This window comes from Streptomyces sp. NPDC001868 (assembly GCF_040297125.1).
Classification (GTDB): domain Bacteria; phylum Actinomycetota; class Actinomycetes; order Streptomycetales; family Streptomycetaceae; genus Streptomyces.
On record NZ_JBEOYO010000043.1, the window covers coordinates 19582 to 31839 of the forward strand.

At 72.7% G+C, this 12258-nt stretch carries 12 protein-coding genes; 5 read left to right on the forward strand and 7 right to left on the reverse strand.

The features are described 5' to 3' along the window. Window positions 1-141: 141 nt before the first annotated feature. Together ABT147_RS34900 and ABT147_RS34905 are read right to left on the reverse strand one after the other, a co-directional pair. Window positions 142-912 carry a ferredoxin reductase gene (locus ABT147_RS34900; RefSeq protein ID WP_351413753.1) on the reverse strand — a complete coding sequence of 257 codons (771 nt, stop codon included), beginning with the start codon at window positions 910-912 and terminating at the stop codon, window positions 142-144. Further along, window positions 905-1510 (reverse strand): sulfite oxidase-like oxidoreductase, encoded by a 606-nt coding sequence (locus ABT147_RS34905; RefSeq protein ID WP_351413755.1) that lies wholly within the window; start codon window positions 1508-1510, stop codon window positions 905-907. The genes ABT147_RS34900 and ABT147_RS34905 overlap by 8 nt, the downstream gene beginning before the upstream one ends. 260 nt (window positions 1511-1770) lie before the next feature. Here ABT147_RS34905 and ABT147_RS34910 point away from each other — a divergent pair, with 260 nt between their 5' ends. The 4 genes from ABT147_RS34910 (at window position 1771) to ABT147_RS34925 (ending at window position 6610) form a co-directional block, all read left to right on the forward strand. Further along, on the forward strand, window positions 1771-2517 hold the full coding sequence (locus tag ABT147_RS34910) for a GNAT family N-acetyltransferase (protein ID WP_351413757.1): 747 nt from the start codon (window positions 1771-1773) through the stop codon (window positions 2515-2517). Window positions 2518-3023: 506 nt separating this feature from the next. Beyond that, a complete protein-coding gene (locus ABT147_RS34915; RefSeq protein ID WP_351413759.1) occupies window positions 3024-3800 on the forward strand; it encodes a putative protein N(5)-glutamine methyltransferase in 777 nt (258 codons plus the stop codon). 110 nt (window positions 3801-3910) lie between these two features. Further along, window positions 3911-5935, forward strand: a complete 2025-nt coding sequence (locus ABT147_RS34920; protein ID WP_351413761.1) for an oxidoreductase — start codon at window positions 3911-3913, stop codon at window positions 5933-5935. A 63-nt stretch (window positions 5936-5998) separates the two neighbouring features. Further along, a complete protein-coding gene (locus ABT147_RS34925) occupies window positions 5999-6610 on the forward strand; it encodes a PadR family transcriptional regulator (protein ID WP_351413763.1) in 612 nt (203 codons plus the stop codon). Window positions 6611-6686: 76 nt separating this feature from the next. On the opposite strand, the gene ABT147_RS34930 is transcribed toward ABT147_RS34925, so the two are convergent. Together ABT147_RS34930 and ABT147_RS34935 are read right to left on the reverse strand one after the other, a co-directional pair. Then, window positions 6687-7223, reverse strand: a complete 537-nt coding sequence (locus tag ABT147_RS34930; protein ID WP_351413766.1) for a hypothetical protein — start codon at window positions 7221-7223, stop codon at window positions 6687-6689. 255 nt (window positions 7224-7478) lie between these two features. Next, a complete protein-coding gene (locus ABT147_RS34935; protein ID WP_502983212.1) occupies window positions 7479-8459 on the reverse strand; it encodes a fibronectin type III domain-containing protein in 981 nt (326 codons plus the stop codon). Window positions 8460-8753: 294 nt separating this feature from the next. Between ABT147_RS34935 and ABT147_RS34940 the strand changes: the two genes are divergently transcribed. Then, entirely contained in the window at window positions 8754-9482 is a 729-nt protein-coding gene (locus ABT147_RS34940) for a glycoside hydrolase family 75 protein (RefSeq protein ID WP_351413768.1), read from the forward strand. An 84-nt stretch (window positions 9483-9566) separates the two neighbouring features. Here the strand turns inward: ABT147_RS34940 and ABT147_RS34945 are convergent, their stop codons facing one another. The 3 genes from ABT147_RS34945 to dhaK form a co-directional block, all read right to left on the reverse strand. Then, the gene (locus ABT147_RS34945; RefSeq protein ID WP_351413770.1) at window positions 9567-9977 is read right to left on the reverse strand and encodes a PTS-dependent dihydroxyacetone kinase phosphotransferase subunit DhaM; all 411 of its coding nucleotides are present in this window, start codon (window positions 9975-9977) and stop codon (window positions 9567-9569) included. 46 nt (window positions 9978-10023) lie between these two features. Then, the gene (gene dhaL, locus ABT147_RS34950; protein ID WP_351413772.1) at window positions 10024-10641 is read right to left on the reverse strand and encodes a dihydroxyacetone kinase subunit DhaL; all 618 of its coding nucleotides are present in this window, start codon (window positions 10639-10641) and stop codon (window positions 10024-10026) included. Window positions 10642-10781: 140 nt separating this feature from the next. After that, a complete protein-coding gene (gene dhaK / locus ABT147_RS34955) occupies window positions 10782-11774 on the reverse strand; it encodes a dihydroxyacetone kinase subunit DhaK (protein WP_351413775.1) in 993 nt (330 codons plus the stop codon). Between the last annotated feature and the right edge of the window lie 484 nt (window positions 11775-12258).

The following is a 12258-nucleotide window of genomic DNA, read 5'->3' on the forward strand; positions in this document are numbered from 1 at the left end:
ATGTACGAGAACCCCGGTTAGGACTGGTCCGCACTTCCGGTGTACCCGAAAGACGCCGTGATGGCATGGTTTGCGCCAGAAATCATGGAAGCGCGCGGGCGATGTCCCGCCCGGCGGGATCAGCCACCCGATCCGGGGGGATCAGCCGAAGCGCTCGATACGGATGCGGTCCACCGGCTGCCCGGCCTCGACCAGCAGCCGCGAGGCGTGCTCGGCGAACGCGTTGGAGCCGCACACATAGGCCTCCCATCCACCGGGCGGCCGCTCGGCCAGCAGCGGCGCCACCCGCGCCGCCGACAGCCGCCCCACCGGCACCCCCTCGGGCGCCCGCCGCGTGAACACGACCGTGGTCTCCGCGCCGTACTCCGCCGCGTAGATCAGCTCCTCGGGCCCCCGCGCGGACACCAGCAGCCGCAGCGGTACGTCGAGGCCGCGCGCCCGGTGGTGGCGGAGCATCGACATCAGCGGCACGACACCGGAACCGGCGCCGATCAGCAGCGCGGGCCGGTCCCCGGGCCAGGCGAAGAAGCCGCTGAGCGGGCCGCGCACCTCGACCGCGTCGCCGGGCCGGGCCTCACCGTGGAACCACCCGGAGACCTCGCCGCCCTCGACATGGTCCAGGGTCAGCTCGATGTGCCCGGTGTCGTCCGGTGGGGACGCCAGCGAGTAGTGCCGCTGCGCCGTGTAGCCGTCCCCGGCGGTCAGCCGCAGCATCAGATGCTGCCCCGGCAGATGCCCCGCCCACCCGGGCACCGCGAACCGGAACGTGGCCACGGTCGGCGTCTCCCGCCGGATCTCCGTCAGCGTCGCCGTCTGCCAGAGCGCCGCCGCCCGGTTGCTCACGGCGATACGGCCGGGCACGGCGAACCGCGTGGGCGGCGTGAACGCCGCGCTCGTCGCTGCCTCAGTCACCGGAGTACCGCTGCTCCTCCCACGGGTTGCCCCGCGCGTGATAGCCGTTCTGCTCCCAGAAGCCGGGCTCGTCGTGGTCGAGGAGCCGCAGGCCCGCGATCCACTTGGCGCTCTTCCAGAAGTACAGGTGCGGCACCAGCAGCCGCGCCGGACCGCCGTGCTCGGCGGGCAGCGGCTTGCCGTCGTACTCCCAGGCGATCCAGGCGCGCCCGCCGGTGAGGTCGGCGAGCGGGAGGTTCGTGGTGTAGCCGCTGTGCGCGTACGCGACCGCGTGCGTGGCGGACGCGTCGGGCCGGACCACGTCCAGGAACGCGTCCAGCGAGACGCCGCCGAACCGCACCCCGAACTTCGACCAGCTCGTCACACAGTGGATGTCGCCCTCGTACGCCGACGCGGGCAGCGCGTGCGCCTCGTCCCAGTCCCAGGAGCGCGGCTCCGCCACCAGGCCGTCGATCCGGAACGTCCAGTCGGCGGGCGTGAGGTCGGGGGTGACCTCGGCCGACAGGACGGGCCAGTCGTCGCCGGCGTCGTACTGGCCGGGCGGCAGACCGGGATGGTGGACGCGGGGGCGTCCGGTGAAGCCTCGGGTGACGTTCATGGGGTCCCACGTGACGGCGGTGGATGCGGTGAATGCGGTGAATGTCGAGTCGTACAGCTGGTCATACAACCGTACGTGCCTGTGGAGGGTGCTTCGGCCCCGGGGCCGGGCGGTGATCATTGCGGCCGTATGAACACTTCGGCGGCCCGGGAATAGGGGCTCGGCGATCTTCCTTGCCGCCTTCAGCCGTCGCCGGCGGACTCGTCGGCGACGACCAGATGGCAGCAGATCAGAGCAGATCAGAGCAGAGCGGAGAGCGCATGTCCGAGTACGCGAGCGGCAGCAGGGACGCGGGCACCGTGCCGCACGTCCTCGACAACCCCGCCCTCGCCTCCCTCACCGGGCCGCACGCCCACTTCGCCGAGCGGCGCGGCCGGGTGCTGCGCTACCCGCTCGACGTGTCGCCGTGGCTGGGCCTCCCCGACGAACCCGACGCGGACGACTGGGCCGACCTCGCGGTGCTGGCCGGCCCCGGCGCCGAGGTCCCGGTCCCGGCCTACGACGGGGGCTTCCCGGCGGGCTGGGAGGTGACATTCGACCTGGAAGGCGTCCAGCTCGTCGACGACGGGGTCGCCGCCGCCCCGGACGCCGAGGCCGTACGGCTGGGCCCCGCCGACGTACCCGAGATGCTCGACCTCGTGGAGCGCACCCGGCCCGGCCCCTTCCTGCCCCGCACCATCGAACTCGGCACCTACCTCGGCATCCGCCGGGACGGCGTCCTCATCGCCATGGCCGGTGAACGGCTGCACCCGCCGGGCTGGACCGAGATCAGCGCGGTCTGCACCGACCCGGCCTTCCGGGGCGCGGGCCTCGCCACCCGCCTCATCCACGCCGTCGCCCACGGCATCCGCGAACGCGGCGAAACCCCCTTCCTCCACACCTCCGCGACCAACACGACCGCCATCCGCCTCTACGAATCCCTCGGCTTCCGCCTCCGCCGCACCACCCGCTTCATGGCGGCCAGGGTGCCGCTGGTCGAGGCGGGGGAGGAGCGGGTGGGGGTGTAGTGGGGGTGCGGCGACCGGGTGTCGACCGGCGGCCGGGTGCTGACCGGCGAGCGGCCTGCCCGGCGTGCCGAGCCGGGCGGCACCGACGCCATGTGCCGACACCGACACCGCCACCGGCACCGCCACCGACGCCGTACACCGGGCAGGCCTGCCGGGGCGGCCCGCCGTGCGGCCGGTGGGTGTGCCGGGGCGGCCCGCGCCGTGTGCCTCGCGGCCGCGCCGCGAGCCTCCGCCGTGCACGTCGCGGCCCGTGGCGCGCGGCGTGCCGGAGGCCGCGGAGGCGGCGGAACCGTGGGTTCGACGCGCCCTCGCGGAGCCGCTCGTGCCCTTGAAATCCTGTCGTGACCATGGGGTAGGGTGACCGGGCCAGTCAGCACGTGGACCGAGGAGGTGAGACCCATTACCGCTGTGTCAGGTCGGGTGCTCTCACCTCAACGCGGCGCGGTGCATCGCCGATAGGCCACCGCGGGAGCGCTCTTCGGCCCACCGAAAGGCTCTCGGCTGTCATGCCACTTCTCACCACCCCCTCTGTCGTCACGGCACTTCGCGCCGCCGGTTGCGTCTTCGCCGAGGACGAGGCGGAGTTGATCCTCACCACCGCACGTACCCCGGACGAGGCCGCCGCCATGGTGGACCGGCGCGTCGCGGGCCTGCCCCTGGAACTCGTCCTCGGCTGGGCCGAGTTCGCGGGCCTGCGCATCACCGTGGAACCCGGTGTGTTCGTCCCCCGCCGCCGCACCGAGTTCCTCGTCGAACAGGCCCTCGCCACCGTCCCCGGTGCCTCGGTCGTCGTCGACCTGTGCTGCGGCTCCGGCGCGGTGGGCGCCGCCCTGGCCGCGTCGCTCGACGGAGCCGAACTGCACGCCGCCGACATCGACCCGGCGGCGGTCCGCTGCGCCCGCCGCAACCTCGCGCCGCACGGCGGCCACGCCCACGAGGGCGACCTCTTCGCGGCACTGCCCACCCACCTGCGGGGCCGTGTCGACATCCTCGCCGCGAACGTCCCGTACGTCCCGACCGGCGAGGTCCCGCTCCTGCCGAGCGAGGCCCGCGACCACGAACCCCTCGTCGCCCTGGACGGCGGCACGGACGGCCTCGACGTCCTGCGCAGGGTCGCCGCCGAGGCCCCCGAGTGGCTCGCCCCGGGCGGCTGTCTGCTCGTCGAGACGAGCGAACGCCAGACACCGCTCGCCCTCGACACCTTCCGCCGCTCCGGCCTCATCGCACGCACGGCCGTCTCGGAGGAGATGTACGCCCACGTGGTGCTCGGCACCAGACCCTGAGGCGCCGGCCTCCCCGGTGTGGCCTTGCCCTCACCCATTATGCAACTAGTTGCATAAACGGCGTGGCGTCGTCTACAACCTTCATGACGACGCCACGCACGGAGGGCCCCATGAGCCGTACGACCCGCTACCCGCACCTGCTGAGCCCGCTCGACCTGGGCTTCACCACGCTCCCCAACCGCGTGCTCATGGGCTCCATGCACGTGGGCCTGGAGGAGGCCGAGCGCGGCTTCGAGCGCATGGCGGAGTTCTACGCGGCCCGGGCGCGCGGGGGAGTGGGCCTCATCGTCACCGGCGGCATCGCGCCCAACGAGGCCGGCCGCCCGTACGAGGGCGGCGCCAAGCTCACCACCGACGCCGAGGCCGAGAAGCACCGCGAGATCACCGAGGCCGTACACCGCGAGGGCGGCCGGATCGCGATGCAGATCCTGCACTTCGGCCGGTACGCCTACCACCGCGACCTCGTGGCCCCCAGCGCCCTCCAGGCCCCGATCAGCCCGTTCGTCCCGCACGCGCTCACCGACGCCGAGGTCGAGCAGACCGTCGACGACTACGCGAACGCCGCCCGCCTCGCCCGGCGGGCCGGGTACGACGGCGTCGAGATCATGGGCTCCGAGGGCTATCTGATCAACGAGTTCATCGCCGCCGGGACCAATCACCGCGACGACCGCTGGGGCGGCTCGTACGAGAACCGCACGCGCTTCCCCGTCGAGATCGTGCGCCGGGTCCGCGAGGCGGTCGGCGAGGACTTCATCGTCGTCTACCGGCTGTCGATGCTCGACCTCGTCCCCGGCGGCTCCAGCTTCGACGAGGTGGTCACGCTGGCGAAGGCCGTCGAGGAGGCCGGGGCGACCATCATCAACACCGGCATCGGCTGGCACGAGGCCCGTATCCCCACCATCGCGACCTCGGTGCCGCGCGGCGCGTACACCTGGGTGACCAAGAAGCTCATGGGCGCGGTCTCGGTGCCGCTCGTCACGACCAACCGCATCAACACCCCCGAGCTGGCTGAGGAGTTGCTCGCCGACGGTCACGCCGACATGGTGTCCATGGCCCGCCCGATGCTCGCCGACCCGGACTTCGTCAACAAGGCCCGCGAGGGCCGCTCCGACGCCATCAACACCTGCATCGGCTGCAACCAGGCCTGCCTCGACCACACCTTCAGCGGCAAGATCACCTCCTGCCTGGTCAACCCGCGCGCCTGCCACGAGACGGAACTCGTCCTCTCCCCGACCCGGCGGCGCAAGCGCGTCGCGGTCGTCGGCGCCGGCCCGGCGGGACTCGCCTGTGCGGTGAGCACGGCCGAACGCGGCCACGAGGTCACCCTGTTCGACGCCGCGAGCGAGATCGGCGGCCAGCTCAACGTGGCCCGCAAGGTCCCCGGCAAGCAGGAGTTCGACGAGACCCTGCGCTACTTCCGCACCCAACTCGACGCACACGGCGTCGACGTACGCCTGGACACACGCGTCGCCGCCGACGACCTGACGGAGTACGACGAGGTCGTCGTCGCCACCGGCGTCACCCCGCGCACCCCCGAACTCCCCGGCGTCGACCACCCCAAGGTCCTCGGCTACCTGGACGTGCTCCGTGACGGCGCCCCCGTCGGCGACCGCGTCGCGATCCTCGGCGCGGGCGGCATCGGCTTCGACGTGGCCGAGTTCCTGACCGACGGCGGCGAGAAGACGAGCGAGGACCCGGCCGCGTACTTCCGGCAGTGGGGCGTCGACATGGACTACCGAGCCCCCGGCGGCCTCGCCGCCCCCGAGCGTCCGGCCCCGCCGCGCTCGGTCCACCTCCTCCAGCGCAAGACCACCAAGGTCGGCGCCGGACTCGGCAAGACCACCGGCTGGATCCACCGCACCGAGCTGAAGCACCGAGGCGTCACCATGGTCCCCGGTGTCCAGTACGACCTGATCGACGACGCCGGGCTGCATGTCACCGTCGACGGCGTCCGCCAGGTGCTGGAGGTCGACACGGTCGTCCTCTGCACCGGCCAGGACCCGCGCCGCGACCTGTACGACGCCCTGGTCGCCGCCGGGCGCTCCGCGCACCTCATCGGCGGCGCCGACGTGGCGGCCGAACTGGACGCCAAGCGGGCGATCAAGCAGGGGACTGAGCTGGCGGCGGCGCTGTAGGAGGTGTGAGCGCCGATGCGGGCGTGAGGCCGTCCCGCTCCCCGGGCTTCCTAGGATGAGCCCATGTCACTCCCGCACGCGATCCTCACCGCCCTGCTCGAAAAGCCGTCGTCCGGCCTCGAGCTGACCCGGCGGTTCGACAGGTCGATCGGCTACTTCTGGTCGGCGACCCACCAGCAGATCTATCGCGAGCTGGGGAAACTGGAGGGCGAGGGCCATATCCGGGCCCTGCCCTCCGAACGGCCCGCCCGGGGCCAGAAGAAGAGCTACGAGGTCCTGCCGGCCGGCCGCGAGGAACTGGCCCGCTGGACCTCCGCACCCCAGGACCCCAAGCCCTGGCGCGACGCGCTCTTCGTCCGGCTGCGCGCCGCCGCCGTGGTCGGCACGACCGGTCTCGAAGACGATCTGCGGCGCCATCTCGCCCTGCATCAGCGGCAGTTGGCGGAGTACGAGGAGATCGAGAAGCGGGACTTCGGGCCGGGTCGGGACACGACCCAGGACCGGCTCCAGCATCTGATCCTGCGGGCGGGCATCGATCTGCAGACGTTCTGGACCCAGTGGCTGACGAACGCCCTGGCGGAGTTCGAGACGCTGCCAGGACACCCCGGTGGCGGTGGCGGTGGCGGTGTCGGTGAAGAGGGAGTGGGAGAGGGAGGGGACGCGGGGAACCAGTAGGCAACGGGGAACGGGTGGCACGGGGCACTACGAGTGGGCGGCCGTCCGCGTATCGGGGCGACCGCTCACCCGGGGCTCACAGACGGTGCGGCTTCGCGCGGCGCCGCAGGTACCAGACGGCCGCCCCCGTGCCCATGGCCACCAGCGCCCCGCCGCCCACGAGGGTGACGGTCCCGTACTCCCGGGTGGCTCCGCCGACACCGCCCATGACGCCCCGTGCGGGCGAGGCCGTCGTGGAGATGGTCGGGGTGGCGGCGGTGACGATGACGGACTGGGTGCCGGCCGTGGTCCCGTCCTTGCACACCGCGATCACGGTGTATGTACCCGGGCCCACGTTCGCCCAGGAGGCGGCCTGGGTGGTGCTCGTGCCGGTGAGGGTCGCCTGACGCCCCTGGGAGAAGTTCGCCTGCCCACTGGAGAGCAGCGAGGCGGTGCCGAACGTGCCGTTGGTGCTGGTCGGGCAATCCCTCGTGGTGACGGTGACCGAGGATCCGGTGGTGCTCACCGAGATCCCGGTGGGGGCGGCGACGGCCGACGGCGCGGTCAGGGCGATCGGCAGCGCGGCGGCGGCCACCGTCAGGCCGGAGCGGAGGAGTAGCTGAGACGTACGCATGGTCTGCCCTCCAGCGGCACGGTGGCGGCACGTCCCGTGCGCCGCCGAGGATCGGGAGACCCGTGCTGCCTCAGGGTGAGCCAACGTGCCCTTCGCCCGGTTCGCATGCGGACGACGCCCGGGCAGGTGACGGATACCGCCGTGCGGGGGACGCTCGTGGGTGGCCGCCGCCGACTGCCGCCGGCTGACTCGCCGGTGGTCGCCCGCCACCGCTCGCCCGCCACCGCTCGCCCGCCACCGCTCGCCCGCCACCGCTCACCTGCCGGTGGTCACCGTCCGTTCCGCCGAGAACCCGCCCCAGGTGCCGTCCGGGAGCTTGGCGCGGATCCGCACCCGGTACGCCACCCCGGGCTCCCGGCCCACGTAGAAGCTGTAGGTGGCCCGGTCGCGGGGCGGGGTCCCGCCCCAGACGAGCGTGGTCGCCCGCCGTCCGTCGAGCTGGATCTCGTACTCCGTGATCACACCGTCGACCCGAGGCGGCAGCCAGGACAGCTCGATGGAGTACGCCCCGTCGGTCCGGCGGGTGCCGGCGCGGAACCCGGTGGGCTCGGTGCCCCGCCCGTCGTCCTCGCCCGGCGCGGTGGTGAGCCGTACGGCCCGGCTCACGGGCGAGACGTTGTCCGCCGCGTCCCGCGCCCGCACGGTGAAGGAGTACTCGGTGCCGGGCCGCAGCCCCGTGACCACGGCCGCCGTCTGTTCCCCGCCCACGCTGTGGATCTTCGAGTCGCCCTGCAGGATGTCGTACGACGCCACGTCCCGGTCGTCCGTCGACGGCCCCCAGGACAACTGCGCCGCCTTGCCCCCGACCGCCTTTCCGGCGAGGCGCCCCGGTCGGGTCGGAGCCCGGCGGTCCGCCGCCCCGGCGGCCGGTGTCGTCGCCCGGACCTCCGCGCTGGGCGGCCCGAGGTCCCCGGCGGTGCCGCGGGCCCGGACCGTGAACACGTAGGTGGTGGACGGCCGGAGCCGGGTGATGTCCACCATGTGCGCGCCGCCGGGCACGTCCTTCACCTTCGTACGGCCCCGGTACACCTCGTACCCGGCGATCTCCGGCTCACCGGACGCCAGGTTCCACATGACGTGCACGCTGGTGGCGCTGCCCGCGGTGGCGGTGACACCGGGTGGGGCAGGCGGTGGTCGGCGGCCGGGGCTCTCGTCCATCGCGCAGGCGGACATGAGAAGCAGGGAGCCGCAGAGCATCGACACCGGCACCGGTGTCGGCACGGGAACACGTCGCACGATCCTGCCCCCTCGATCGTCGAGCCATGGCGGGATTGGTCTGTACCTATCTCCATGTATGGCATGACTGACGCGGTCACATCAAGGGGCGGGTGAGGGTGGGCGAAGAGTGGGCGGGTGCCGGCAGGTCGCTCCGCGCGAGCGGCCGGGGCCGAGTCGGGCCCGGGCCCTCGGTCGCGCGCTTGTGCGAAGGGCGCGTGGTCCGTCCGGCCCCCTCCCGGTGGCCGACCTCTCCGACGCGCACCAGCTTGGGGTGAGTGTCCGTCATGTCCCCCCTGGAGAGGGTTCCTCATCGTGCGTGTCCGCTCGTTGATGCTGGCCGCCGTCGGCGCCGCCCTGCTGGCCCCCGTCGCCCTGCCCGCGCTGGCCCACCCGCAGCGGCCCGTACAACGCGAGGGAGATGTGACGGCCGCCGCCCTGCTGGCCAAGGCGCGCGGCTGCGTCCGGGTGTCCGAGGGGCTCTACAGGAGCGACGCCGGAACCCCCGCTGTCATCCCCGTCTGCGGTGTCGACGGCGCGGTGTTCTGGAAGGCCGACATGGACATCGACTGCGACGGCAGGCCGGGCCCGCGCTGCAACCGCGACACCGACCCCTGGTTCCAGCCCGCGACGTCCTTCCTGCAGTCCGACGGCCGGTATCTCAGCTCCGAGACCCTGCCGTTCATCGTCGTCCCCGTCGCGAGCCGTACGTGGGACTACCGGGTCCACGGCATCAAGGGCGGTTCGGTCGCCGCCGTCGTCCACGGGGACCGGGTCGAGTACGCCGTCGTCGGCGACACCGGCCCCAAGAACATCATCGGCGAGGCCTCGTACGCCACGGCCGAGGCCCTCGGCATCCGCCCCGACCCACGTAACGGCGGTGTCGCCTCCGGCGTCACCTACATCGTCTTCGAGGACTCCAAGGTGACCCCGATCGAGGACCACGAGGCGGCGGTGGAACAGGGGGAGGAGCTGGCGCGGAGGTGGGTGGAAGGGGTGCCGATGCCCAGGGGCGCGGCCATGCGGGGCGGCGCGGCGAACTGACCTCGCGTTCCAAGGCCACGGGCCGCCTGTCGCGCGATCAGACGACAGACGGCCCCGGAAAGGTGTGTTGCGTTCCCCGGAGGATCACTCCTTCCGATACGTGTACGCCTCCGCCGCCGCGGCCGCCACCGCCGCGAGGTCCGCACCCGTCGAGGCCGTGACGACCGCGGCGACGGCGCCCTCGACGAACGGCGCGTCGACCAGACGGGTGCCGGCGGGGAGTTCGTCGCCCTCGGCGAGGAGGGCCTTCACGGTGAGGACCGCACTGCCGAGATCGGTGAGGACGGCGACGCCGGCGCCCCGGTCCACGGAGACGGCCGCCGCCGCGATCAGCTCGGCGCTGGTGCCCAGCCCGCCGTCCTCGGTACCGCCGGCCGGGGCGACGGCAACGCTGTCCCCCACCCCGGCGAGCCCCTTCGCCAACTCGGCCACCGAGACGGCGACGGCGGCACTGTGCGACACCAGCACGATGCCGACCGACTGCCCGTCAGACATCGCCTGCCCTTCAGACGCCGGTTGTCCGTCTGACAACGGCTGTCCGTCAGGCATCGGCGGCCTCCGCGCTCCCGGCGGTGGCGGCGAGGGCCGCGATCAGCAGCGCGGCGGACGTGGCGCCGGGGTCCTGGTGCCCGATGCTCCGCTCGCCGAGGTAGCTGGCCCGACCCTTGCGGGCCTGCAACGGCGTGGTCGCCAGGGCGCCCTCCTCGGCGGCGGACCGCGCGGCGGCGAACGACTCGGCGAGCGCGTCGACCGCCGGAACCAGCGCGTCGATCATGGTCTTGTCGCCGGGAGCCGCCCCGCCGAGCGCCATGACGGCATCGACCCCGGCGCGCAGCGCGTCCGTGAGCTCGGCCGCGCTGACCTCGGCGGCGTCGCCGAGCGCCTTGCCGGTCCGGCGCAGCAGGGTGCCGTACAGCGGACCGGACGCGCCGCCGACGGTCGAGATCAGCTGCCGCCCGGCGAGCACGAGGACGGCGCCGGGCGTGTCCGGCGCCTCCTTCTCCAGCACGGCCGTCACGGCGGTGAACCCGCGGCGCAGATTGCTGCCGTGGTCGGCGTCCCCGATCGGCGAGTCGAGCGCCGTGAGCCGCTCGGCCTCACGCTCCACCGAGGCCGCGGTAGCCGTCATCCAACGACGGAAGAAGTCGGCGTCGAGCACGGAATCTCCTTGCGTGGTACGTGAATTGACTGACGGTCAGGGGAGTGGGTGCCGCGAAACCCGCCGTACCGGGCGTGGTCGTATCCGGCCGCACGCGGCCGTATGCGGTCGTACACGGCGGCGCTGCCCTCACCCCTCCCTCACACACCCCAGCGCAGTCCCGCTGTCCGCACCGGCGCGTCGTACAGCCGCAGCAGCTCCTCGTCGACCTGACACAGCGTCACCGAGGCGCCGGCCATGTCGAGCGAGGTGACGTAGTTGCCTACGAGGGTGCGGGCCACGACGACCCCGCGTTCGGTCAGTACGCGCTGCACCTCCGCGTTGAAGCCGTACAGCTCCAGCAGGGGTGTGGCGCCCATGCCGTTGACCAGGAGCAGTACCGGGTTGCGGGGGCTCATGTCGTCGAGGATGGCGTTCACGGAGAAGTCGGCGATCTCGCGCGAAGTCATCATCGCGCGCCGCTCCCGCCCCGGCTCGCCGTGGATGCCGACGCCCAACTCCAGCTCTCCGGCGGGGAGATCGAAGGTGGGGCTGCCCTTGGCCGGGGTGGAGCAGGCGCTGAGGGCCACCCCGAAACTGCGGGAGTTCTCATTGACCTGCCGGGCCAGCGCCTCCACCCGCTCCAGCGGCTGCCCCTCCTCGGCGGCGGCGCCCGCGATCTTCTCCACGAACAGGGTCGCGCCCGTGCCGCGCCGCCCGGCGGTGTACAGACTGTCGGTGACGGCCACGTCGTCGTTGACGAGCACCTTGGCGATCCGGACGCCCTCGTCCTCGGCGAGTTCGGCCGCCATGTCGAAGTTGAGCACGTCGCCGGTGTAGTTCTTCACGATGAACAGCACCCCGGCCCCGCTGTCCACGGCCGCCGCGGCCCGCACCATCTGGTCCGGCACGGGCGACGTGAACACCTCACCGGGACAGGCCGCCGACAGCATCCCGGGCCCCACGAACCCACCGTGCAACGGCTCGTGCCCCGAGCCACCCCCGGAGACCAGCCCCACCTTCCCGGCCACCGGCGCGTCCCGCCGCACCACCACCCGGTTCTCCACGTCCACGGTCAACTCGGGATGCGCGGCCGCCATACCCCGCAACGCGTCCGCGACGACGCTCTCCGCGACGTTGATCAGCATCCTCATGGGTACCTCCTGATGAGACGATGAACCGGCCTCCGGCCGACGCCTTTGCAGGTCATCACAGGTTCGTTCAGTTGTCGACCTTGACGGTTCGTGGCGGTCGCAGTCGGGCTCCGACGGACTGATGCTGACCCAATGCTGACTTTGATGACGGGGCGTCAGACATCTGGAGCGGTCGGGCACAGTTCGGCGGCGTCGCGTCTGCTGGAAGTATCGACCTTGCGGCAGCGAAGGTCACGCCCATGGGCGCTAGTGAGCGTGCCAGGGTGCCCGAGGTTCCCTGCCGGTTGCGTCATCGGAGCCGAGTCATGGACAAGGCCATGGTCTGTCCGTTGTCCACCGGGGGCATGGATCAGGCCCTCCGGCGCGAAGGGCCCTGGGCTGGCGGCGATGTCGGTTCTGTGAGCCGCACCCTGACGTGCTCTTGGCCTCGGACACGGTGAGGGCGGGGCCGACGCAGGTCGTGCAGGTCGTGGCGGGCCTACTG

Excerpts from the sequence above, each read along its gene's own strand:
- ABT147_RS34910 (WP_351413757.1), top strand. The coding sequence starts at position 1,771 with ATGTCCGAGTACGCGAGCGGCAGCAGGGACGCGGGCACCGTGCCGCAC.
- ABT147_RS34930 (WP_351413766.1), bottom strand. The coding sequence starts at position 7,223 with ATGCGTACGTCTCAGCTACTCCTCCGCTCCGGCCTGACGGTGGCCGCC.
- dhaK (WP_351413775.1), bottom strand. The coding sequence starts at position 11,774 with ATGAGGATGCTGATCAACGTCGCGGAGAGCGTCGTCGCGGACGCGTTG.
- ABT147_RS34925 (WP_351413763.1), top strand. The coding sequence starts at position 5,999 with ATGTCACTCCCGCACGCGATCCTCACCGCCCTGCTCGAAAAGCCGTCG.
- ABT147_RS34920 (WP_351413761.1), top strand. The coding sequence starts at position 3,911 with ATGAGCCGTACGACCCGCTACCCGCACCTGCTGAGCCCGCTCGACCTG.
- ABT147_RS34945 (WP_351413770.1), bottom strand. The coding sequence starts at position 9,977 with ATGTCTGACGGGCAGTCGGTCGGCATCGTGCTGGTGTCGCACAGTGCC.
- ABT147_RS34915 (WP_351413759.1), top strand. The coding sequence starts at position 3,024 with ATGCCACTTCTCACCACCCCCTCTGTCGTCACGGCACTTCGCGCCGCC.
- ABT147_RS34905 (WP_351413755.1), bottom strand. The coding sequence starts at position 1,510 with ATGAACGTCACCCGAGGCTTCACCGGACGCCCCCGCGTCCACCATCCC.